This window comes from Halorientalis marina (genome assembly GCF_023028345.1).
Taxonomy (GTDB): Archaea; Halobacteriota; Halobacteria; order Halobacteriales; family Haloarculaceae; genus Halorientalis; species Halorientalis marina.
Genome location: NZ_CP095487.1, coordinates 1,288,957 through 1,311,417 on the forward strand (window position 1 = coordinate 1,288,957; position 22,461 = coordinate 1,311,417).

The 22,461-nt window shown below is 67.6% G+C and carries 23 protein-coding genes, 1 tRNA gene and 1 pseudogene; 14 read left to right on the forward strand and 11 right to left on the reverse strand.

Annotated elements, in window-relative coordinates; genetic code table 11:
* Positions 1 to 28 precede the first annotated feature (28 nt).
* Positions 29 to 103, forward strand: a tRNA-Met gene (locus MUG96_RS06590).
* Between the two features lie 267 nt (positions 104 to 370).
* Here the strand turns inward: MUG96_RS06590 and MUG96_RS06595 are convergent.
* The 6 genes from MUG96_RS06595 to MUG96_RS06620 all read right to left on the reverse strand — a co-directional run bounded on the left by MUG96_RS06595 (position 371) and on the right by MUG96_RS06620 (position 5,108).
* Complete coding sequence (locus tag MUG96_RS06595) at positions 371 to 814, reverse strand: DUF7979 domain-containing protein (RefSeq protein ID WP_246987643.1); 444 nt, start codon at positions 812 to 814, stop codon at positions 371 to 373.
* Positions 815 to 874: 60 nt separating this feature from the next.
* A complete protein-coding gene (gene hpt, locus MUG96_RS06600) occupies positions 875 to 1,444 on the reverse strand; it encodes a hypoxanthine/guanine phosphoribosyltransferase (RefSeq protein ID WP_246987644.1) in 570 nt (189 codons plus the stop codon).
* A 34-nt stretch (positions 1,445 to 1,478) separates the two neighbouring features.
* Positions 1,479 to 3,368, reverse strand: a complete 1,890-nt coding sequence (locus MUG96_RS06605; RefSeq protein ID WP_246987646.1) for a hypothetical protein — start codon at positions 3,366 to 3,368, stop codon at positions 1,479 to 1,481.
* Positions 3,365 to 3,865, reverse strand: coding sequence for a hypothetical protein (locus MUG96_RS06610; protein WP_246987648.1), 501 nt, complete (start codon positions 3,863 to 3,865; stop codon positions 3,365 to 3,367). The genes MUG96_RS06605 and MUG96_RS06610 overlap by 4 nt, the downstream gene beginning before the upstream one ends.
* 100 nt (positions 3,866 to 3,965) lie before the next feature.
* Entirely contained in the window at positions 3,966 to 4,496 is a 531-nt protein-coding gene (locus tag MUG96_RS06615; RefSeq protein WP_246987650.1) for a type IV pilin domain-containing protein, read from the reverse strand.
* 144 nt (positions 4,497 to 4,640) lie between these two features.
* Positions 4,641 to 5,108, reverse strand: coding sequence for a type IV pilin domain-containing protein (locus MUG96_RS06620; protein WP_308220119.1), 468 nt, complete (start codon positions 5,106 to 5,108; stop codon positions 4,641 to 4,643).
* A 347-nt stretch (positions 5,109 to 5,455) separates the two neighbouring features.
* Between MUG96_RS06620 and mbhE the strand changes: the two genes are divergently transcribed.
* The 8 genes and pseudogenes from mbhE (at position 5,456) to MUG96_RS06660 (ending at position 14,159) form a co-directional block, all read left to right on the forward strand.
* A complete protein-coding gene (gene mbhE / locus MUG96_RS06625; RefSeq protein WP_373222092.1) occupies positions 5,456 to 7,912 on the forward strand; it encodes a hydrogen gas-evolving membrane-bound hydrogenase subunit E in 2,457 nt (818 codons plus the stop codon).
* Entirely contained in the window at positions 7,909 to 8,382 is a 474-nt protein-coding gene (locus MUG96_RS06630) for an MnhB domain-containing protein (RefSeq protein WP_246987654.1), read from the forward strand. The genes mbhE and MUG96_RS06630 overlap by 4 nt, the downstream gene beginning before the upstream one ends.
* Positions 8,379 to 8,714, forward strand: a pseudogene (locus MUG96_RS06635) (sodium:proton antiporter); the annotation flags it as partial. The gene MUG96_RS06630 and the pseudogene MUG96_RS06635, both read left to right, overlap by 4 nt.
* Positions 8,715 to 8,821: 107 nt before the next feature.
* Positions 8,822 to 10,492 carry a complex I subunit 5 family protein gene (locus tag MUG96_RS06640; RefSeq protein ID WP_373222108.1) on the forward strand — a complete coding sequence of 557 codons (1,671 nt, stop codon included), beginning with the start codon at positions 8,822 to 8,824 and terminating at the stop codon, positions 10,490 to 10,492.
* A complete protein-coding gene (locus MUG96_RS06645) occupies positions 10,489 to 11,160 on the forward strand; it encodes a Na+/H+ antiporter subunit E (RefSeq protein WP_246987658.1) in 672 nt (223 codons plus the stop codon). The genes MUG96_RS06640 and MUG96_RS06645 overlap by 4 nt, the downstream gene beginning before the upstream one ends.
* A complete protein-coding gene (locus tag MUG96_RS06650; RefSeq protein ID WP_246987660.1) occupies positions 11,153 to 11,449 on the forward strand; it encodes an MrpF/PhaF family protein in 297 nt (98 codons plus the stop codon). Before MUG96_RS06645 ends, MUG96_RS06650 begins: the two co-directional genes overlap by 8 nt.
* On the forward strand, positions 11,446 to 11,835 hold the full coding sequence (mnhG, locus tag MUG96_RS06655; protein WP_246987662.1) for a monovalent cation/H(+) antiporter subunit G: 390 nt from the start codon (positions 11,446 to 11,448) through the stop codon (positions 11,833 to 11,835). The genes MUG96_RS06650 and mnhG overlap by 4 nt, the downstream gene beginning before the upstream one ends.
* A 98-nt stretch (positions 11,836 to 11,933) precedes the next feature.
* Positions 11,934 to 14,159, forward strand: coding sequence for a histidine kinase N-terminal 7TM domain-containing protein (locus tag MUG96_RS06660; RefSeq protein ID WP_246987664.1), 2,226 nt, complete (start codon positions 11,934 to 11,936; stop codon positions 14,157 to 14,159).
* 18 nt (positions 14,160 to 14,177) lie between these two features.
* Here MUG96_RS06660 and MUG96_RS06665 read toward each other — a convergent pair whose 3' ends face one another.
* Entirely contained in the window at positions 14,178 to 14,948 is a 771-nt protein-coding gene (locus MUG96_RS06665; RefSeq protein ID WP_246987666.1) for an SDR family NAD(P)-dependent oxidoreductase, read from the reverse strand.
* Positions 14,949 to 14,984: 36 nt separating this feature from the next.
* On the reverse strand, positions 14,985 to 16,157 hold the full coding sequence (gene coaBC / locus MUG96_RS06670; protein ID WP_246987668.1) for a bifunctional phosphopantothenoylcysteine decarboxylase/phosphopantothenate--cysteine ligase CoaBC: 1,173 nt from the start codon (positions 16,155 to 16,157) through the stop codon (positions 14,985 to 14,987).
* A 96-nt stretch (positions 16,158 to 16,253) separates the two neighbouring features.
* Here coaBC and MUG96_RS06675 point away from each other — a divergent pair, with 96 nt between their 5' ends.
* Both MUG96_RS06675 and MUG96_RS06680 read left to right on the forward strand, forming a co-directional pair.
* A complete protein-coding gene (locus MUG96_RS06675) occupies positions 16,254 to 16,907 on the forward strand; it encodes a zinc ribbon domain-containing protein (RefSeq protein ID WP_246987670.1) in 654 nt (217 codons plus the stop codon).
* 77 nt (positions 16,908 to 16,984) lie between these two features.
* Positions 16,985 to 17,494 (forward strand): SCP2 sterol-binding domain-containing protein, encoded by a 510-nt coding sequence (locus MUG96_RS06680; RefSeq protein WP_246987672.1) that lies wholly within the window; start codon positions 16,985 to 16,987, stop codon positions 17,492 to 17,494.
* 73 nt (positions 17,495 to 17,567) lie between these two features.
* Here MUG96_RS06680 and MUG96_RS06685 read toward each other — a convergent pair whose 3' ends face one another.
* From MUG96_RS06685 to trpB, 3 genes are all read right to left on the reverse strand, one after another.
* Positions 17,568 to 18,029, reverse strand: a complete 462-nt coding sequence (locus tag MUG96_RS06685) for a YbhB/YbcL family Raf kinase inhibitor-like protein (protein WP_246987674.1) — start codon at positions 18,027 to 18,029, stop codon at positions 17,568 to 17,570.
* A 77-nt stretch (positions 18,030 to 18,106) separates the two neighbouring features.
* Positions 18,107 to 18,841 (reverse strand): FAD-dependent oxidoreductase, encoded by a 735-nt coding sequence (locus tag MUG96_RS06690; protein ID WP_246987676.1) that lies wholly within the window; start codon positions 18,839 to 18,841, stop codon positions 18,107 to 18,109.
* 55 nt (positions 18,842 to 18,896) lie between these two features.
* Positions 18,897 to 20,072, reverse strand: a complete 1,176-nt coding sequence (gene trpB, locus MUG96_RS06695) for a tryptophan synthase subunit beta (RefSeq protein ID WP_246987678.1) — start codon at positions 20,070 to 20,072, stop codon at positions 18,897 to 18,899.
* A gap of 134 nt (positions 20,073 to 20,206) precedes the next feature.
* Here trpB and MUG96_RS06700 point away from each other — a divergent pair, with 134 nt between their 5' ends.
* From MUG96_RS06700 to MUG96_RS06710, 3 genes are all read left to right on the forward strand, one after another.
* Positions 20,207 to 21,373 carry a thiolase C-terminal domain-containing protein gene (locus MUG96_RS06700; RefSeq protein ID WP_246987679.1) on the forward strand — a complete coding sequence of 389 codons (1,167 nt, stop codon included), beginning with the start codon at positions 20,207 to 20,209 and terminating at the stop codon, positions 21,371 to 21,373.
* On the forward strand, positions 21,370 to 21,837 hold the full coding sequence (locus MUG96_RS06705; protein WP_246987680.1) for a Zn-ribbon domain-containing OB-fold protein: 468 nt from the start codon (positions 21,370 to 21,372) through the stop codon (positions 21,835 to 21,837). The genes MUG96_RS06700 and MUG96_RS06705 overlap by 4 nt, the downstream gene beginning before the upstream one ends.
* An 81-nt stretch (positions 21,838 to 21,918) precedes the next feature.
* Entirely contained in the window at positions 21,919 to 22,449 is a 531-nt protein-coding gene (locus tag MUG96_RS06710; RefSeq protein WP_246987681.1) for a type II toxin-antitoxin system RatA family toxin, read from the forward strand.
* The last annotated feature ends 12 nt before the right edge of the window (positions 22,450 to 22,461 follow it).

Below are 22,461 nucleotides of genomic sequence, written 5' to 3' on the forward strand. Positions count from 1 at the left end.
TAATTGACGGTCGGGATTAGAGAGACGTAGCGGGATGGGATAGCCAGGAGATTCCGGCGGGCTCATAACCCGCAGATCGGTAGTTCAAATCTACCTCCCGCTACTTCTCGACGAACTCACGCCGCGGAGGTCCACCTCCGCGGCTACCGTGAGTCGAGAGTCGGATCACGGTACTTTGAACGAGAGAAACGCGAGCGGAGCGAGCGTTTCCCGTAGTTCAAATCTACCTCCCGCTATATTCTGCCGCTCGCTACACCGCGAGCGGCGAATCTGTCCGTGGTAGATTTGAAGCAGGGAGTGGAGCGAAGCGGAACGACCGCGGTTCAAATCCACCTCCCGCTCCTTCGTCAGGCCCACTCGCGACGGGGGTTCAGGATTCGGCGTCGATCTCCTGCCGCCCTCGTTCCCAGGACGTCACCCAGAGCCCGACGAGCCCGAAGGTCCCGACGAGGGTCGCGAGCGCGCCGACGCCGAGCGCGACGAGTCGGGTGGCGCCGGTGCCGTCGTCGGGCCCGGTCGCGCGCACGGTCGTCTCGTAGTACTGTCCACCGTACTCGACGTAGCGGGCGTTCAGCGGGGTCGTGTCGCTTCCGAGTGTCGCGGTTCCGTTGCCGACTGCCGCGTCGAACAGCCGGCGGTTCTCGGCGGAGAGGTTCTCGTAGGCTGCGACCGGCCCGTCACCGAGTTCGGCTTCGCTGACGGCGCGGGCGTCGAGATAGTAGGTCGTGTCGGCCGACGGCGACCAGAAGAAGACGGCGTAGCCGGCGATGCCGAAGCCGACGACGGCGAGGACGAGGAGTGCGAAACGACGCATCGGGCTACCCGAGGCGCCGAACCGACGGGAACCTTTCGTTCGACGGCCGTCCGTGTCGACTCAGCTGTCGCCGTCCTCGTCGACGATGACGACTTCGCCGTCGACGACGTCGACGTTGATGAGCGTCTTCGGATCGTATCGGGTCCCGTCGAGGGCGTTGTCGCCGCCGACCTTCTTGATGACGGCGACGATGTCGGCGATGTCGGCACCGATCTCGTCGAGTGCGCCACAGAGGGCCTTGAGCGTGCCGCCGGTCGAGAGTACGTCGTCGAGCAGGAGCACGCGGTCGCCCTCGTAGACGTCGTTCATGTACATCTCGGACTCGGAGTAACCGGTGACCTGCTGGAGGGACACCTCGCCGGCCAGGCCGTACTGCCGCTTGCGGACGACGACGAGCGGGATATCGGTCAGCAGCGAGACGGCCGTCGAGATGTGGATGCCCATGGCTGCGGGGGTGACGATCTTGTCCACGTCGTCGAGATCGGCTTTGCGGACGATTTTGACGCCGATCTCCCGGAGGAGTTCCGGTCGGAGCATCGGGACGCCGTCGCTGACTGGGTGGACGAAGTAGTGGTACCCGTCCTTCTCGACCACCGGGGCCTCGTGGAGTGACCGTTTCAGTCTGTCCATGTCGACGGTATCGACGGCCGCCCCTAAAATCTGCTCATGCGACGAGCGTTACGGCGTCGGTGACGACGCGGACGACGGGGAGCATGTACTGCCCGGCGTAATCGAAGTAGTCCAGCCCGGAGAGCAGGAGAAAGAGCGTCCCGGCGGCGGACGCGAGCGCGAGCGCGACCGCGCCGTAGCTCCGCGGCACGGCGTCGGAGGCCGCCGCGGCGACCACCCAGAGGGCGAGCGGCGTCGCCGTCGCGAGACTCAACAGCGCGTGGAACTGGACGGCTTCCCCGAGCGTGGGCCCGGTGAGCGCGAGGTACGCGATGACGAGCTGGCCGCCGATGAGGACCGTCCCGGCGTACGTCCACAGCCCCGTCCGCCAGTGGTCGGTGAGCGTCTCCCGCACGACCGCGAGCCGGACGATGCCGTACACCCCGAACGCGAACAGCGGATGGAGGTACCGGACGGTGACCTGTGCGTGCAGCGGCAACCGCGTCATGTAGAGCAGGGTGAAAAGCAGGCCGCTCCCGACGACGAACGCGTCGACGGTGCCGGCCGGCGTTCGGAGGTGTGCCCGGAGCCGCCCGAAACCGTCCGACCGGAGCCGGCGGGCGGCTGCGACCGGAACGCCGACGATGGCCGCCAGCAGCGGTGCGGATTCGAGGATCGTCAGGCTGATCGCGAGGCCGGATTCGTCCGCGGCGACCTCGGCGATGTACCCGCTCCTGACGAACGTCTGGTAGACTCTGGTGCCGTCAGTCAGGAGGACCAGCAGGCCACCGAACAGTTTCGTCGCGAGCGCGGTCAGCACGCTGATCCCCTTCGCCAGCATCTGCCCGACGAGCGTGGTCTCGAAGAAGCCACCGCTGGGGCCGCCGCCGCTCCCGAGTCCCGTTCCCGGGTCCTCCCCGTACGGCGTCAGCAACCGCGGCGGCTCGATGGGGTTCCCCGAGATCAGTACGTTCGTCAGGAAGAAGGGCACGAGCGAGAGCAGGAAGACGCCGCCGACGACCGCGAGCGACCGGCGGTCGTTCGAGCGAGCGGTGGGGACGTCGACGGCGACGAGCACGAGGAACGCGACCAGGGCCTCCGCGGCGTGGACCCACGCGAGCAGGCCGACGGCCCCGTACGCGAGCGCCCGGTAGGTGGTCGCGTTGCCAGCAGCGCCGTCAGCCGCCGCCCGACTGCGGTAGAGCGCGTAGCAACTCACCAGCAACAGGAGGACCGTGAACGTGTGTCGTTTCGGGAGCGAGGCCCAGAACCCGAGCGGGGTCGCCACCATCGCACTGGCACCGGCGAGCAGGCCGACCCGCCGGCTGTGTATCCTGGCGACGAGCCGGTAGAGGACGACGCCGGACAGCGCCGTGGCGACCATCGTCAGCAACTGGAGCGCGATCACCGGCCGCGCGAGCGGCGCGAGCGGCGTCGCGGCCGTGAGGCTCCCGAGGAAGGTCGCGACCGCGACGACGCTCCCGACCGCGACGAGCCACCGTCGCTCGAACAGCCGCGCCAGCGTCCCGGCCCAGCCCATCACTAGCAGCCCCCAGCACGCGACGAGGACGACCCTGACGTCGGCGACGGTCGCCGCCCCTTCCAGGAGCCACAGGAACGGGAGCGCTGCGAAGACGACGCCGTAGTTGCGTCCGTACACACGGTCGCCGGAAACGTACGTGCCGGGGGATTCGAGCCCGGAACCATAGGGTGCGGCGGTGAGGTGGAGGCGGCCGTCCGCGACGTTCAGCAGCGTCGTCGCGATGGCGTTGTTGTCGGTGATGAACACGCCGATCCGCCAGTACAGCATGAAAAAGCAGACGCTTCCGAGGAACAGCGCGGTCCCGTAGCCGTCCCCGAACACGGCCCGTTCGATGGTCCCGCGGGCGGCCCTGGTCCCCGCGTACCAGCGGTCCAGCCGCTCGGACTCGCCGAGAACGCTCATGAACGAACCGCCACCGTGATGTTGCGTGTCGCGACGACGGTCTCGTTCCCGCCTGCCCGGGTGAGCAGCGTCAACTGTGCGTCGTACTCCTCGGCTTCGAGTTGCCCCTTGTCCAGGTCGTCCTCTTCGAGCGGAATCGTCAGCCGGGATTCCGACTCGTTGACGAGGATCCGGATGGTGTTGCGACTGTACCCGAGTTCGTCGATGTCGATTCCGTAGGAGATGATCGGTCGCCCGGTGTAGCGATCGACCGTGACGGTCGCCGCCGGGACCCGGAGCCGATACGTACCGGCACCGTAGTTCCCGCGCTGGAGAACCGCGCTGTCCGGGAGCGTCGCCTCACTGATCGTGATGTTCCCGCTCCCGAGCGAGCCGAGTCCCTCTTCGGTCTCTCTGACCTTCGTGAAGTCGACCCCGGGCACGAGCGGCCCGGAGAGCAGTGTCCCCACGAGGATGACCGCGACAGCGACGACCGGAATCCCCCGGAGGACGTTCATGTCTCCGTTGTCGGGCATCCGAAATATAAACCCATCGCGCGTGTCGACGGTGCCGGTGCCACCGCTACCGGATCGATAAAGCGGAAAACGGTTCGACCGATCAGGCGTCCGGACCGGTGTCCTGCCCGAGGGTCGCGGACGTGTCGCCGCCGCCCGGCTGCCAGACGACCCGAACCTCGTAGTCGGACTCGGCCGACGCGTAGATGCGGTCGCCAGCAGCGACGGCACTCTCGTCGCCCTTCGTCGTGCTCGTCGACGTGGCGGGCCAGGTCTCGTCACCGGACTGCCACTGGTTGTCCGAGGTCACGTCAGACGCAGCAACTATGTCAGTATTGCCGACGCCACTGCCCCTGATGTACAGTTCGCTGGCCTTGATCGTGTCCCCGCCGTCGTGGGTGATCGAGAGGTAGTTGTAGTCGCTGTCACCGTCGCCGTTCTCGTTCGAGTCTGAGCCTTGCTGCGTGTAGTCGAACGTGAAACTCGCCGTCGGTGTCGCCTGCTGGTTGCCGCCCAACCCCAGGACGAACGACGCGATGACTGCGGCCAGGATGACCGTAATCGCGACCATCAGGATGACCCCGATGACCGGACTCACTGCGTCGTCGTCGTTCAGTAGCTGCCTAACCTGCATACGCGGCCGTTATCCTCTGCCTTATTTATGCGTTTGGTTCTTCGAATGACAAATTAACGGAACGAACGAAAGAGAAAACGTGGAAATCGGCGGACCGGAGTTCGGCAGTAGACGCTCGGAACTGTCGCGAACGTGGCTACCTGATCAGGCGTCGGGGCCTTCCCAGGTACTCAGCGTCGCGGTACTCTCACCCTGCGCGGGATTGTAGATCATCCGGAACTTGGCGTCGCTGTTGACACCGGTCAGTTCCACGAAGTCGCCCGCGACGACTGCGCTCTCGGAACCGATCGAACCGCTCGCGGTCACTTGTGTGTCAGTCAGTCCGGTATTGGACGTGCCTAGGTAATCCGCCCAGGCGTCGTTGATTGAGTCACCACTGCCGCCGTTCTGCCCTCTGACGTACAGTTCGGTGGCCTTGACCGAGTCACCACCGTCGTGGGTGATCGTCAGCGGACCGGTGTCACTGCTGCCGGCGTTGTACTCGAAGGTAAAGGACGCCTGTGGCGCGGTCGAGCTCACCTGTTCGCCGAGGCCGAGGACGAACGTCGCGATGACTGCGGCTAGGATGACCGTAATCGCGACCATCAGGATGACTCCGATGACCGGACTCACTGCGTCGTCGTCGGATATGATTCGTTTTAGTTGCATGATTGGGGGGTGGGTCGCACGCGGTCCACGGTGGATCGCTCGTTGCCGAGATACCGGCTATCTGTTCCGGGGGCGTGCTTGTAACAGAAAAGAGTACCTGTTTATATAAACCCTCGTTCTATTTTAACCACTGTTTACTCGTTCAGTAATGGGATATTTACAGTAGTAGGACGATATAAAAGTGACTGAAAGCGAGGACGTTCGGCTCGCGACGAACTGTTGTATTCCATCTGATATATTGATGCCCGGTCACACGACACACACGACCACATTTGAGAAGGATTAAGTTCTGTTCGCGGTGATTTCTGGGCGTGCAACCGACACCGACGGCGCTGTTCGCCCTCCTGGTGCTCCCGTTTCTCGGTGCGGCGCTCGTCCCGCTCGTCTACCGGGTGCTCGGGGAGCGAACTGCGTACTTCGCTGCCGCCGTCGCGCTGGCCTGTTTCGGACTGGTCGCGAGCCAGTTCGGGGCCGAAGGGACCGTCGCCGTCTCGTGGATTCCCTCCTTCGACGTGTCCATGGCCCTCTACGTCGACGGTCTCTCGCTTTTGATCGGCCTGCTCGCCTCCGGTGTCGGTGTTTTGATTTTCACCTACTCCGGGGGGTACATGCATGGCGAGCCGGGCCAGGTCAAGTACTACGCGACCCTGCTGGCGTTCATGGGGTCGATGCTCGGTGTCGCCTTCGCCGCCGACCTCATCTCGCTGTTCCTGTTCTGGGAATTCACCAGCGTCTCCTCGTTTCTGCTCATCGGCCACTACCGCGACGACTCGAGTTCACTCTATGCCGCCCGGAAGTCGATGCTCATCACCGTCGCCGGGGGGCTGTTCATGCTCGTGGGCTTTCTCCTCTTGCACGCGCTGTCGGCCGAGGCCATCGGGCAGGCGACCTTCCGGCTGATCGGTACCGAGGAGTCGCTGATCGCCAACGCCGAGGCGATGCGTGCGACACTACGAGAGACCGGGCTGTTCGTCCCGACCCTACTCCTGCTGGCGATCGGTGCGGCCGCGAAGTCGGCGCAGGTCCCGCTCCACATCTGGCTGCCCAACGCGATGGAGGCGCCGACGCCCGTCTCCGCGTTCCTCCACTCCGCGACGATGGTCAAGGCCGGCGTCTACCTCGTCGGTCGGTTCCGCCCCCTCCTCGTGACCGACGAGTGGATGCTCGTCTTCGCGGTGCTGGGGCTCGTGACGATGACCGTCACTGCCATCCTCGCTGTTGCCGCCTCGGACATCAAAGAACTGCTGGCCTACTCGACGGCATCACACCTCGGGCTCATCATCGCGGGCTTCGGCGTCGCGAACGTCCTCGGCGCGGAGACCGGTGCTTTCCACATCCTGAATCACGCGGTGTTCAAGGCGACGCTGTTTCTCGTCGCCGGGATCGTCGCCCACGAGGCCGGCACCAGAGCGATCAGTGACCTCGGCGGCCTCTGGCGCGACCTCCCGATCACGGCGGCCATCACCGTCGTCGCCGCGCTCGGGATGGCCGGCGTCCCGCCGTTCAACGGCTTCTACTCCAAGGAGTTGCTCTTCGAGGCGACGTACGAGGTCGCCCACGTGACCGTCGCCGACGGCGGCTCCGCCCTCTGGTGGCTCCTGCCCGCCATCGCGGTCTTTGGCTCCGTGTTCACCTTCCTGTACTCCGTGCGGTTCATGATGCTCTTTTTCGGGGAGAAACCCGACGGCCTGAAGTCGGTCCACACCCCACCGCTCCCGATGCTCGTCCCGCCGCTTTTCCTCGCGGTCGTCGCCTCGATAATCGGGCTCGGCGGCGTGACCGCGACGTTCGGAGTCCACCTCGGTCCGCTCGAATCGTTCGTCGGCCGGATCACGGAGGCGACCCTGCCCGCCGGCGCGGCCGCCCACGGCGGCGAGTCGTTCTCGTTCAGCTACTACATTCCGACGAAGCCGAAACCGGCCGTATTGATGAGCGTGGTGACCATCGCCCTCGGCCTCGTCGCGTACCCGTTCTACGGCCGACTCCGGGACGGCATCCGGCGACTGCGCGCCGTCCGGCCCCTCAGCCCCAACTGGTACTACGACGGGGCGACGACCGGGCTGGACCGGAGCGAGGCCGTCGACAGGTACCTCCAGACCGGGCAGTTGCGGACCTACGCCGCCGCCCTCTTCGTCGCGGTGAGTGTGATGGCCCTCGCGGGGTACGCGGCGACGAACGTCCCGAACCCCTTCGCCGGGTTCGGACTCGGCGCGCTGTCGGTGACGCTCCCGATGCTCCTCGTGCTCGGCGTCGCCGTGCTGGCTGCGGTCGCGGTCGACCTCACGCCATCCCACGTCGCGGGCGTCCTCACGCTGTCGATTCTCGGGTTCATGGTCGCGATTTTCTTCATCCTCGCGGACGCGCCCGACCTGGCGCTCACCCAGCTCGTCATCGAGACGCTCGTGCTCGTGCTCTTCTTGCTCGTGCTCGACCAACTCCCGGCGTTCTACGGCGAGGAGAGCCGACTGCGGACTGCCAGCGACGCGCTGGTCGCGTCACTGGTCGGCGTGACCGTCTTCGTGACCGTCCTGCTGTCGACGGCGGCCACGCCGGACGACGTCATCGCTCGCTACTTCGTCGCGCGTGCGGGCGTCCCCGAGACCCACGGCCAGTTCCTGCTCGACTGGGGCGGTGGGGGCAACATCGTCAACGTCATCCTGGTGGATTTCCGGGCGTTCGACACGCTCGGCGAGATTTCGGTCGTCGCGATGGCGGCGCTCTCGGTGTTGACAATCGTCGCGATGCGCGAACGGGGGGAAGCACAGTGACCGACCGCCAGCCGACGATCATCGCCCGAACCGTCACGCGGATCGTGGTCCCGCTGATCCTCGTGACCGCCATCGCGCTCCTCCTGCAGGGGCACAACCTCCCCGGCGGCGGGTTCATCGCCGGCGTGCTGACCGCGACGGCCTTCGCGCTCACGTACATCATCTACGGGCTCGACTATATCGAGTCGGAACTGCTCGACCAGTCAGTGACCTACCCCGACAACCTCTCCTCGGTTATGGGTCGTGATTTCGCTCCCGTCTTCGGAGTCGGCCTCGCAATCGCCGCGGGCGGCGGACTGGCCGCGATGGCGCTCGGCTATCCCTTCCTGACACAGGGGGTCGTCTTCATCGAGGGGCTCCCGCTGTATCACGAACTGGAGGTCGCGAGCGCGCTCGTGTTCGACCTCGGCGTGTACTTCGTCGTCGTCGGCGGCATCCTGACGATCCTCGCGGTGGTGGGACAGGAATGACTCAGTTCGTCCTCGCGGCCGTGCTCGGCCTCCTCTTCGCGCTCGCGACGTACCTGATCCTCCAGCGTGACGTGGTCCGGGTCGTCTGGGGCGTCGCCATCATCGGCCAGGCCGCGAACGTCTACCTGGTGACGATGGGCGGGTTCGGCGGCGGCGTCCCCATCGGCGGCCACGGCGGCGCGTCCGGGAGCGTCACCGACCCGCTCGTCCAGGCGCTCGTCCTGACCGCCATCGTCATCGGGTTCGGGACGACCGCCTTCGCGCTCGCGCTGACGTTCCGGGTCTATCAGGAACACGGCACCATCGACGTGTCCGAACTGGGTCGGAGCCGGCCCGTGGAGACGGAGGCGGCCGACTCGGACACGGCTGGCGCGGGAGCGACGGAACCCGCGACCGACGGAGGTGAGGAGGCGTGACGGACCCCGTCGTCGTCGTGCCGATGCTGGTGGCGCTGTCCGCCGCTATCGTCACGCTCCTGACGCGGAGCGCCCCGCGACTCCAGCGGGGGCTGAGTCTGCTCGGCGGCGTCGGCTATCTGCTGGCAGTCGTCGCGCTCGGTCAGCGCGTCCTCGGCGGGGGCCCGGTCGCCTACCAGCTGTCGAACTGGGATGCCCCGTTCGGTATCACACTCGTCGCGGACGAACTCGCCGTGTTCATGCTCGGGCTGGCGGCGCTGGTCGCCGTCGCTGCCGTCACTTTCTCGGTGTTTTACCTCGACGAGTTCGGCCAGCGGCTCTCCTACCACCCGCTCTTTCACTTCATGCTCGTCGGCGTCAGCGGCTCCTTCCTGACCGGCGACGTGTTCAACCTCTTCGTCTGGTTCGAGGTGATGCTGATGCCGAGCTACGTCCTCGTGGTCTTCTACAGCGGCCCGGAACACACCCGCGCGGCGCTGATCTACACCGTCCTCAATCTCGTCGGGAGCGCGATCATGCTCGTCGCCATCGGTGGGCTGTACGCGACGACGGGCACGCTGAACATGGCCGACATGGCCCGTCGCCTCGGGAACGCGAGCGCATACGGTATCGACCCCACGCCCGTCCTCGGGATCGCCACCATCCTCTTCGCCGTCTTCGCGCTCAAAGCCGGGATCGTCCCCTTCCAGTTCTGGGTCCCGAGCGCCTACCGCGCCGCGCCCGCGCCCGTCGCCGCCGTCCTCGCGGGCATCACGAAGAAGGTGGGCATCTACGCCATCGTCCGCCTCTACTTCACGGTGTTCGCGACGGCGACCCTGCCCGCCGGGCTGGGACTGCCCGGCCTCTCGGGGACTTCCTTCCTCGCCTTCTTCGGCCCCGTCATGTTCCTGATGGCGGCCGCGAGCATCGTCCTCGGCGGGCTGGCCGCGGTGAACCAGCCGGACCTCGACGGCGTCTTCGCCCACTCCAGCATCGGCCAGGTCGGCTTCATCGTCCTGCCGCTGGCGGTGGGCGCGACGGTAAGTGCGACCGTCGGCGGCCAGTCGGTGGCGGTTCTCGGGATCGTCGCCGCACTGGTCTACTCGCTGAACCACGCTGTCGCCAAGGCGCTCCTGTTCATGACCAGCGGCGCCGTCTTCGAGACGGTCGGCTCCATCAAGTTCCGCGACCTCGGCGGGCTGACCGGCGAGGCGCCGTACCTCTCGGGGGCGTTCTTCGTCGGCGGCCTCGCACTGGTCGGTATCCCGCCGCTGGCCGGCTTCTTCGGGAAGATGCTCGTGTTCGACGCGGCCGGCCGGGCGACGATTGCCGGCGCGCCATTCGCCCCGCTCGCGCTCGGGGTCGCGCTGTTCGGCGCCATCCTGACCATCGCGTACGTCTCCCGTACCTGGTCCCGCGGGTTCTGGGGCGAGCCGACGGCGATGGTCCTGGAGGGGTCCCCACAGTACGCCCTCGTGACCGTCACGGCCCTGCTCGCGCTCACGCTCGTCGCCATCGGCGTCGGCTTCGAGTTCGTCTTCAGCTTTGCCGAGGCTGCCGCCGAGGCGGCCGTCGACTCGCAGGGATACGTCGACGTCGTCGACCCGACGACGGCCTCCGAGGCGCTGAACGCCACGGGCAACGCCAGTGCCACCGGTGAGGGCGGGGGCGAAACACACCGCCTCGGCGACCGCGCGCTGGAGGTGGTCCGATGACGCGGCGGTGGCCGGTGGCCGGCGTCGGACTGGCCCTGCTCTGGCTGTTCGTGCGCGGCGTGACGCTGACGCCGACGCGGATCGCGGCCGAACTCCTCACGGGACTCCTGCTCGGACTCCCGCTCGCGTACCTGCTCCGGCGGTTCTACCAGCCGGAGGTCGAACTCGGCGGGGTCGTCCGGGGGGTGCCGCCCGCGATGGCGTACGTTGCCCTGTTCCTGCGGGAACTGGCGACGGCGAACGTCGACGTCGCCTACCGCGTGCTGGCGCCGTCGATGCCGATCCGGCCGACCGTCGTGGAACTCCCGCTCCGCGTCGAGTCGGACCTGGCGATCACGACGATCGCGAACAGCATCACGCTCACACCGGGGACACTGACGATGGACTACGACGACGACACGAACACCTTCTACATCCACACGATAGCCGGAGGCGACCGCGATTCGGTCGTCGAGCCGATCCGCGCCTGGGAGGACTACGCCATCCGCATCTTCGGCGAGGACGCGGATCCGGGCGACCCCGCACCGCCGCGGCCGAGTACGCGTGCGTCGGCGGCCGACGACCAGGCCGACGGCACCACGGACGCCGACGACCAGGCCGACGGCACCACGGACGCCGACGACCAGGCCGACGGCGCGGACGGCACCGGAGGTGAGACGGATGGCTGAGTCGACGGTGCCCGCGTTCCTCGAACTCGCGATCACCGCGGGACTGGTGATCGCGAGCGGGCTGACGCTGCTGGCCGGCTACCGGGTCGTCCGCGGGCCGACGACGCCGGATCGGGTCGTCGGGCTGGACACCATCGGGACGAACGTCGTCGCCATCGCCGTCCTCTACGCGCTGGCGACCGGCCGTGGCCTGTTCGTCACCGTCAGCCTCGTCCTCGCCATCATCGGCTTCATCAGCACCATCGCGGTCGCGCGCTACGTCACGGAGGGGGACATCATCGAACCATGATCGGGGACATCGCACTCGCCGCGAGCGGCGGCGGCCCGCCGGAGATCGGCTTCGTTCGTGCTGTCGTCGTAACCGCACTCGTCGTGGTGGGCAGTTTCTTCCTGCTCGTCGGGACCGTTGGCCTCCTGCGGCTGCCGGACGTGTACAACCGCCTGCACGCGACGAGTAAGGCGACGACGCTGGGCGCGGCTTCGATGTTCCTCGCCGGGTTCGTCTACTTCGGCCCCGGTGGCAATGGCCTCACCTCGCTCGTCGGGATCGCCTTCCTGTTCCTGACGGCGCCGACCGGCGGGCACGTCATCTCCCAGGCGGCGAAACGGATGGGCGTGGCCTTCTACGGCGAGGCGGAGTGGCCGGCGGACTCGAACACCTGGGACGACGATTGAGGCGTCCCGGGGCCGTCTCAGACGTTCTGCACCGATACTTGCCACGAGTCCATACGTTAATATGTTCGTATATTGTGAGTATGGGATGATTAACCGGTATGATCCCGACTGCGGCGTTTCACCTCACACTCCTCGTCCTCTCGGGGGTCACGACCCTCGGGTTGGCGGCGTACGCCTGGCCGCGACGGCACGAGCCGGGCGCACGACCGTTCGTCGGGCTGATGCTCGCCCTGACGGTCTGGACGGTCGGGTACGCCGCCGCGCTCGTCCAGCCTGACGAGTCGGCTCGCCTGTTCTGGGAGCGGGTGCAGTGGTTCGGTATTCCCTTCGTCTCCGTCTCTTTCCTCTGGTTCGGGCTCGCCTACACCGGGTACGACGACCTGCTCTCCCGGCGCCGGTTCGGCGCCCTGCTGGCCGTCCCCGTCGCGACGGTCGTGCTGGTCTGGACGAATCCGGTCCACGAACTGGTCTGGATAGAGACGGAACTGGTTCGGGCGGGCGGCCTCGTCCTCGCGGCCCAGCAGTTCGGCCCCTGGTACTGGTTCCACCTCGTCTACGCGTACACCCTGATCGCCGTCGGCTCGATCCTGCTCGTGCGGCTCGTGTTCGTCTCCGACTACCTCTATCTCGACCAGTCGGTCCTGTTGCTCGTCGGCGTCGTCATCCCCGTCGTCAGCAACGCCCTCTCGGTCGCGGCCCTCGGGCCGCTCCCGGGGATCGACCTCACGCCGTACGCGCTGACGGCCACGGGACTGACGTTCGGCTACGCGCTCTTTCGCTCCCGGCTGTTCGACCTGGTGCCCGCGACCCGCCACATCGGCCGCAACGTCGCGATCCGCGACCTGGAGGACGGCGTCGTCATCGTCGACGAGGGACGACAGATCGTCTACTGCAACGAGGCTGCCGAGGAACTGTTCGACACCGACGGGACCGAGATGCTCGGCGCGCCGCTGTCGACGTACCTCGACGAGCCCGTCGACTTCGACACCGAGGACGCGCTCGGCGAGGTCACCATCGACGACCGGACCTACGAGGTCAGGTCGTCGACCATCACCGACCCCACGGAGCGACGGATCGGCTATACGCTGGTCGTCACGGACATTACCGGGCGGAAGCGCCGGGAGGAGATGCTCCGCCGACAGCGGGACCGACTGCGAACGCTCGACTCCATCAATCACGTCATCCGGAGCGTCAACCAGGCGCTCGTCGGCGCGTCGACCCGCGACGAGGTGGAGGAGGCCGTCCTCAACCGCCTCGTCGACTCGGCCTTCTACGACGCGGTCTGTATCGGGTCCGGCACCGGTCCGACCGACGAATTTACCTGCCGGACCGGCACCGGGGGGACCGTTCTGGAGGCTCCTGACGGCGGTGAGGACGCCATCGTCGCGGCGATGCGCGAGGCCGACGGGATCACGGACCCCGACGGCGGCCCCACCTCGCTGACGGTGCCCGGCCGGGCCGAGAGCGAGGAATCGGGACGGTGGACGACGGTCCCGCTGGTCTACGAGCGGACTGTCTACGGTGTGCTGGTGGTGTTCTCGACGCGGCCGGACGCCTTCGGGGAGCGCGAACTCGAAGTCCTCGACGAACTGGGGGCGACCATCGGCCACGCGATCAACGCCATCGAGAACCGCCATCTCCTGCTGTCGGACGCCGTCGTCGAGATGGAACTGGCCTGTACGGACGACGCCTCTGCGCTCGTCAGCACCTCGGCGGCCCTCGACTGCACCTTCGAACTGGAGGGGCTGGTCCCCATCGCGGACCACCGGCTGCTCGCGTACCTGGCGGTTTCGGGTGTCGACACGGCCGTCGCGTGCGAAGAACTGGCCGAGGCCGGGGCCGAGGACGCGCGGCCCGTCGACGACAGCGACACCATCGAGTGTACGCTCGAAGCCGGCTCCGTGTTCGTCCCGCTGGCCGAGTACGGCACCAACGTCAACGAGGCGACCGTCGAGAGCGGCCGGGCGGAGGTCGTCGTCGAGGTGGCACCGGACGCCGACGCCCGTGGGGTGGTCGACCGCGTCCAGGAGACGTATCCGGACACGACGATGCTCGCGAAGCGCGAACAGCGCCCCACCGACACCCCGGCCGAACTGACCGACGAGGCGCTCGCTGACCTCACCGACCGCCAGCAGGAGGTCCTCGAAGCCGCGTACCTCGGGGGCTACTTCAACTGGCCCCGGGACAGCACCGCCGAGGAGGTCGCCGACTCGCTCGACATCGCCTCGGCGACGCTGCACGACCACCTCCGGAAAGCGCAGCGGAAGGTGCTTGACGAACTGCTGGCCGACGAGGCGGGCCAGCGGCGGCCCGGCGAGGGGTGAGTCGGGGCGACGCGTGGTTCAGTACGTCCCGCCGGAGTCGATGGCGATCTCCTGGCCCGTGATCTTCCGCCCGTACGGCCCGGCGAGGTAGGCCACCTGCTCGGCCACGTCCGCCGGGGGAATCATGAACTCCGGGAGGGCGAAGTCGTCGTCGCCGATGGACGCGGGTTCGGCGTTCTCCAGTTCGGCCATCGCGGCCTGTTTCTCGATGGCCTCGTCGATCCGGTCGCCAGCGACGGGGCCGGGCTGGACGCAGTTGACCGTCACGTCGTCGCGACCGAGTTCGTACGCGAGCGTCCGCGTCAGTCCGACCATCCCCATCTTCGAGGCGGCGTAGGGAGTGCGGTTCGGGTAGGGCCGTTTCCCGCCGATGGAGCCGATGTTGACGACGCTGCCCTGGTCGCTCTCCCGGAGGTGCGCGCCGGCGTGTTTGACACAGCGCCACGCACCGATCAGGTTCACGTCGAGGACGTACTCCCAGTCGGTCTCCTCGATGCGGTCGTACGGCTGGACCGGCCCGGCGATGCCGGCGTTGTTGACGAGACAGTCGAGGCCGCCGAACTCCTCGACGGTGGCCTCGATGGCGGCTTCGACCGAGTCCTCGTCGGTCACGTCGGTCTCGACGGTCAGCGTCCGGTCCTCGTCGTCGATGATCTCGGCTGTCTCGTGGATGCCGTCGCTCCGGGCCGCCAGCGCGACGTTCGCGCCGTAGTCGGCGAGCGTGACGGCGATCTCGCGGCCGATGCCCTGGCTCGCACCCGTGACGAACGCGGTGGTGTTTTCGAGCACGGCCAGTCACTCGCCCGCCCGGTAGAAGAACCTTGCTCAGCGGTCGGCCGCCAGTTCGTCGGCGACACGCTCCCCTAGACCGTACTTCTTGCCCTCGTACTCGGCCACGTCGTCCTCGTGGACGAGCAGGGCGCGGGTCTCCGTCTCGCCCATCACGCTCGCGTCGTTGGCGACGACGAACGCGAGGTCGACCCGGCGGAGCGCCTCGCGGGCGCGGTCGATCAGCGTCTCGTCGCCGCCCTCCGTCTCGACCTTGAAGCCGACGACCGTGAGGTCGGGGTGCTCCTCCCGGACGGTGTCGATGAGCTTGGGCGTCGGCGCGAGCGAGAGCGTCAGGTCCCCCTGGCCCGACTTGATCTTCTCGTCGGCGCCAGCGACGGTGTAGTCGGCGATGGCGGCGGCGGAGACGAGCGCGTCGGCGTCGCCGGCGTGAGCCTGGACCCCCGCAAGCATCTCGGCGGCGCTCTCGGCGTGGACGACGGAGGCGTAGGTGATCTCGTCGTCGTCGCCGTAGCGGGCGGCGTCGTGGACGAGCGTCACCTCCGCGCCACGGACGTGACAGGCCTGCGCGACTGCCCGGCCGGTCCGGCCCGAAGCACGGTTCGAGAGGGTTCGGACGGGGTCGACCGACTCCGTGGTCGCGCCGCTGGTGACGATCACGTGCTCGCCGGCGAGGGTGTCGGGTGTCGTCGCCCGGGCGACCGCGGACGCGACGGCGTCCTCCGTGGCGACCTTGGCCTTCTCCTCCTCGATTCGCGGGTCGACGAACTCGACACCCCAGGACTCGACGCGCTCGATGGCGTCGAGGACGCCGGGGTGGTCGTACATCGGCTCGTGCATCGCGGGGGCGATCACGACCGGCACGTCTGCGCCGAGGGCGGTCGTCGCGCAGGTCGTCACCGGCGAGTCGTCGATGGCGCCGGCGATCTTTCCCACGGTGTTTGCGGTCGCGGGTGCGATCAACAGTACGTCTGCCCACCCCTCGCGGCCACAGAGTTCGACGTGCTCGACCCGGCCGGTAATCTCGGTGACGACGGGGTTCTCCGTGGCGAACTCGACGGCCCAGGGGTGGACGATTCCCTGTGCACTCTCCGTCATGACGCCGCGGACTGCGGCCCCGCGGCGGCGCAGTTCGTGGGCGAGTTCGACGGTCTTGACGGCCGCTATCGACCCTGTGACGCCGAGCGCGACGTTGACTCCCGACAGCATCTACCCCCGACTCCGCACTCCCGGACCAAAAACCCACGTCACCCTTCGAAAAGTCCACAACGGTTATCATGTATTCTACTCGACGTATCGGGAGGAATGCACTGCCAGAACTGTGGTGCGGAGGTACTGGAGGGTGATCAGTACTGTCAGAGTTGCGGCACGCCGGTCGGCGACGGGACCGGTGTGGGGGGGACCGGCCAGCAGGGAACCCACGCTCGGGGGGCGCAGGCGGCGGGTCACGGGCAGGGCGGCACAGCCCACGGCGGCCAGCAGGGAGCGCGGAACGCACAACAACCGCAGTACGGCGGCGGGCAGGGCGGGCACGCTCGCAACACCCAGCAACCACAGCACGGCGGCCGTGGGGCGCCCGACTCGGGCACGTTGGTGGTCCGGACGGAGGCCGACAAGTACCTCAAGCGGTTCGCGTGGTTCAACCTCACGCTGGCGATCCTCTCCGCGTTCTTCGGGCTGTTGTTCGTCGCGCTCGGCGAGGCGATTCGGTCGATGGCCGGCGTGCCGACGGGTATGGAGGCCCTTTTCGGCGTGTTCTACGTGATCATGTTCGGAATCGCGGCCCTCTACCTCGGCGTCTGGTACTTCGCCAGGCGGCGCTCGGCCGTCGCCGTCTACGGCGGGACGGTGCTGTACGGTATCGGGACTGTGCTCAACGCCGTCTCGCTGAACATCATCGGCTTTCCCATCACGCTGCTGGGCCTCTACTGGGGGTACAAGAGCTTCGACGCGGTCTGAGGTCCGTGCCGCCGTTAAAAACCCACCTCACATAAATTGCCAAAGCTTGAGTGGGGTTGCCGCCACAGGGCACACGTATGTCAGAAGTGGCATTCCCGAGTCAGGCGTGGTTCGACGAGTACAACGACGGTATCAACGGTCACGACGAGTACAACGAGAAGTCCTCGGGCTGGGGCGTCGACTTCAACGGCGACTTCATCTTCAAGATGACGGATATGCCGGTCGACAGCCTCGACATCGACGCGATGCCCGAGGAACTCCAGGACGAGATGGACCAGTACGTCAGCGAGGACGGCGCCGACGGCTACGTCGGGCAGGCGTTCGTCGGCCTCGAAGACGGCGAGTGTACGGGCGCCCGCCTCATCGAGAGCACCGACGATGTCGACGAGGGGTTCATGCTGACGGGCACCTACGACAACTGGGTCGAGCTCATCCGGGGTAACATCGGTGCCGTCGACGGCATGATGTCCGGGAAGTTCGAGCTCGACGGTGACATGCAGAAGGTCCTGCAGTACACCGACTCCGCGACGCTGTTGACCGAGATCGCGGGCTCGGTCGACGCGTACTTCGTCCACGAAGAGTACTGAACGGCGAGCGACTACCACGCCCAACTCCCCTGGTGGGGGATGGGGGGCGTGTTTCTGCGGCCGAACCGACGGCTCACGGCGCGTACGTCCCTTCGAGCGTCGCGTCCGCGACGACGTGGCCCGTCATCGCGTCCTGCAGGTCGCCTTTGTCCGCCGACGCCGACAGCCCGACCGTCGTGTCGACCGCGTACAGCCGAAACTGGTAGGTGTGTTCCCTGTCCGGTGGGTTCGGCCCGCCGTAGCCGTGTTCACCGAAGTCGTTCTGTCCCTCGGTCGTACCGGCCGCGTCGGCCGACCAGTCCTCGGGAATTTCGGCGATGTCGGGTGGCACGTCCCAGACCAGCCAGTGGTCCCAGACCTTCCCCGCCGGCTCCCGAGCATCGGGGTCGTCGACGATCAGCGCCAGCGACTCGGCCGCGGCCGGGACCCCCGCGATGGTCAGTGGTGGGTTGACGTTGCGTTCCGTGTAGCCGTACGCCTCTGGAATCCGGTCGCCGTCGTCGAAGGCCGGACTCGATAATCGTAGGTCGCTCACAGTATCCCCTCCGACCGGCGATACGACCGGCGGCCCAAAGAAACTACCCCGGGCTCAACACTCCGGCGGCCGCCGTCTCAGTCGTCGCCGGCGACGCTCGGGTGCTGGACCGGTTCCTCCCCGTACGGCTCCGCGAAGTACTCCTGCATGAGTTCGACGGACTCGGCCTCGCGACGACGGCGCTCCGCGGCGTCGATCTCCTCACAGCCCGGCGGGACGTCTCGGCCGCGGCCGGTGAAGTAGTCCTCCGGGACGGTCCAGTCGTGATAGAACGGGCGCTCGTCCTCGTCGAGCAGACGGGTCGCCACCTCCGCGCCGTGGCCGGCACAGACGACGGTCTGGTAGGCCTTCTCGGCGAGCCGTCCCGCGACGTAGAGGCCGTCGACGCCGGTCTCGCCGTACTCGTTGCAGTCGACGAAGGTCTTTCCGCGGTCGACGAATCCGACGCCCTCGATGCCCCGGAGGTAGTCGACGGTGTTTTTCGTCGCCGCGATCACGTAGTCGGCCCAGAAGTCGGCGCCGGCGGCCGTCTCGACGACGAACCCCTCGTCGTCCGCGGCGACCGACGTGACCTCCGCGAGTTCCCGTTCGCAACCGGCCCGTTCGGCCTGGTCGCCGAGCATATCGAGGTACAGTCGCGCGTTCACGCCGGCCGGGAACCCCGGCACGTTCTCCAGGTGTGCGTTCCGCCGGAGGATCGACTCGCCCGAATCGAGGACCGTCGTCTCCAGGCCGTGGCGGGCGGTGAACACGCCCGCTGTCAGGCCCGCGACGCCACCGCCGACGATCACGACATCGCGTGTCTCGGTCATCCGTACTCGTCCGTTCACCGCCCCCCTCCGAAGGGATTTCGCTCCGCTGGCCTCGTCAGTTCGGCCCGAGGTCGAAGTGTTCGGCGGCGGTCTGCATGTCCTTGTCGCCGCGGCCACAGAGGTTCACGAGCAGGGTGTCGTGGCGATCCTCCTGGGCGAGTTTCTTCGCGAGCGCGATGGCGTGGCTCGGTTCGAGCGCGGGGATGATCCCCTCGGCCTCGCTCAGTTCGCGGAAGGCGGCGAGCGCGTCCTCGTCGGGGATGGCGTGGTACTCCGCGCGGCCGAGTTCCTGCAGGGCGGCGTGTTCCGGGCCGACCGCTGGGTAGTCGAGTCCGGCCGAGACGGAGTGGTTCTCGGTGTCCTCGTCGATGACCTTCGTCTTCATCCCCTGGAAGATTTCGGGGTCCTCCGTCTTGGTCATCGAGAGCGGCGCGGAGTGGTGTCCCTCGCCTTTCCCGCCCGGCTCGGCGCCGTAGAACATCACGTCGTCGTCCTTGAACGCGTGGAAGAGGCCGATGGCGTTGGAGCCGCCGCCGACGCAGGCCACGCAGGCGTCGGGCAAGTCGCCGTGTTGCTCCTGGATCTGCTCGCGGGCCTCGTGGCCGATGACCGACTGGAACTCACGGACCATCCGCGGGAACGGGTCGGGGCCCACGGCGCTCCCGACGAGGTAGTGGGTGTCCTCCATGTTCTCGGCGAAGTCCTCGAGGGCGGCGTCGACGGCCTCGGCCAGTCCCTCGTTCCCGCGAGTGACGGGCTCGACTTCCGCGCCCATCAGACGCATACGGAAGACGTTCATCTCCTGGCGCTGGATGTCCTTCTCGCCCATGTAGACCTTGACGGGGAGGTCGAGCATCGCGCCGACCATCGCGGTCGCAGTGCCGTGCTGGCCGGCACCCGTCTCGGCGATGAGGCGCTCCTTGCCGGCCTTCTTCGCGAGCAGTCCCTGCCCGAGCGTGTTGTTGAGCTTGTGCGCGCCGCCGTGGAGCAGGTCCTCGTGTTTGAAGTAGATGTCCGCGTCCCAGCGCTCGCTGAGAGTCTCGGCGTAGTACACCGGCGTCGGCCGGCCGCCGAACTGTTCGAGGAGGTAGTGGAACTCCTCCTGGAACTCCTCGGAGGGGACGACCTCCTCGAAGGCGGCCGCGAGCTGTGCGAGCGGTTCCTGCAACGGTTCCGGAACGTGGCGACCGCCGTAGTCGCCGAACTGGCCGGCCTCTGTCTCCTGGCTCATAGCCGTGGTATGTGGGAACCTCCACATAGGTGTATCGGACCGTGTCACCGGCGAACGGACGCCGTTACCGCCGTCGGCAGCTGTCACTCTGCTAACGCCAACTGTTAACACAGCCCGAGTAGAATCTCGAGACGATGCAACCAGCACACGTCCTCTCCGTCGGGGCTTCGGACCTCGGGGACACTGACCTGCCGGGGCGAGATCTGTTTTCCGCGGCGCTCGCGGAGGCGTTCGCGGACCTGCCCGACCCCGCGTCGGTCGTCGACGCGCTCTACGTCGGCAACCAGTCCGAACGCTACGAGAACCAGATCATGTACGGGACACTGGCCGCCGAGTGGGCCGGCCTCCGGAACGTCCCCGCCGAACGCGTCGAGGCCTGCGCGGCCGCCGGTGCGCTCGCGCTGAAAAACGCCGTCCGGGACGTGCGCGCGGGCGTCCACGACGCCGTCCTCGCCTGCGGTATCGAGAAGATGACCGCCGGCGGGACCGAGGGGGCGACCAACGCCCTCTCCGCGGCCTTCGAGCGCGCGCTCGAACAGCGCTCGGGTATCACTGCGCCGTCACTGTACGCGATGCTGGCCCGGCGGTACTGCCACGAGTTCGACGCCGACGAGACCGACCTCGCTCGCATCGCCGTCAAGAACCACCGTAACGCCGCGGCGAACCCGCGGGCGATGTTCCAGCGCGAAGTCGACGTGGACACCGTCCTCGACTCCGACTACGTCGCCCCGCCGCTGAAACTGTTCGACTGTGCGCCCGTCACCGACGGCGCGGCCGCGGTCCTCGTCGCCAACGACGAGGTCGCCGACGAACTCGGGATCGACGACCGTGTGACCGCCACCGGGTCCAGCGTGACCGTGAACAACCTCGCCGTCGCCGAGCGCGACCTCACGTACGTCGAGGGGGCGGACGTGGCGGTGACGAACGCGTACGACGAAGCGGGGATCGACCCGTCGGACGTGGATATCGCGGAGGTCCACGACGCCTTCACGATCTGTGAGGCGCTGCTCGCCGAGGCGGCCGGGTTCGCGCCCCAGGGACACGGCGTCGAGACGGTACGCGACCCGAGTGAACGCTCCGACGGCTGGACCGACGTGCAAATCAACACGAGCGGCGGCCTGAAGGCACGGGGCCACCCCATCGGCGCGACCGGCCTCCTGCAGGCCGTCGAAGCCCACGAACAGCTCACGGGCCGGGCCGGCGACCGCCAGGTCGACGGCGCGGAGACGGCCCTGTTGATCAACGAAGGCGGCCTCGCCGACGCGGCGACCGCAGCACACGTTCTCACCACCCAATCATGACCGACCACGACTACCCCACCGGCCCGCTCGCAACAGGAGACATCGACAGCGACAGCCCGTTCACGCTCCCCGGCTTCTTCGACGCGCTCACCGACGGACGGCTGCTGGCCGGCGTCTGCACCGACTGCGGCGAACACCTGCTCCCGCCGCGGCCGGCCTGCTACGGCTGCGGGAGCCGCGCCGTGACCATCGAGGAACAGCCCCGGCGTGGTCTCGTCGAGACCTTCACCGAGGTCTATCGCCCGCCCTCGGCGTTCGCCGACCTCGCGCCGTTCCCGGTGGCCGTCGTCGAACTCGACTCGGGAGCGCGGTTGACCGGCCGCGTGGACGCCGATGCGGCCGATATCGAGATCGGGTCGGCGGTCGAACTCGCCGTCCGCGATCCCGTCGCCGAGGGAATCGACCCGGACGCCGCGCTGTCCTACGAGGACGGGTGGCCGCTGCACGTCTTCGAGCCGGCCTGAGGCGCCGGACCGACTCACGGTCCGTTCGGTACCCAACTGAGTGGGGGGAACCGTTAGGGATGTCCCGCCCGTCCTGTTGGTGTGGACGAAGTCGAGGTCAGCACCGTCGTCTATCTGCCCCCCGAGGAGATTTACGAGTTCCTCGTCGACTTCCCCCGCTACGCGGAGTACTCGAAACACCTCAAGGAGGTCCGTAGCGAGGGTGAGGGCAGTCCGGGGACGATGTACTACATCACGTTCGCCTGGTGGAAGCTCGCCTACACCGCCCACTCGCGTGTCACCGACGTCGACCCGCCCGAGCGCATCGACTGGGAGCTAACAAAGGACATCGACGCCACCGGCTACTGGCTGATCGACCCGATTCCCGAGGAGGCGCCCGCGGGCGAGAACCACGCCTGTCGCGTCCATCTCTACATCGGGTTCGACCCACACTCGGCGGACTCGAACACGCTCGACCTCCCGCGGTTCGTCTCGCTCGACTGGGTGATCGAGAAGGCGAAACCGATCATCGAACGGGAGGCGCGGCGAATCGTCGAGCGGATCGTCGCCGACATCGAGGGACGGCACCGCGAGGTCGAACTGGCGGTTCACACGACTCCGGAGTCGATCTGAGCGGGCGAAAAC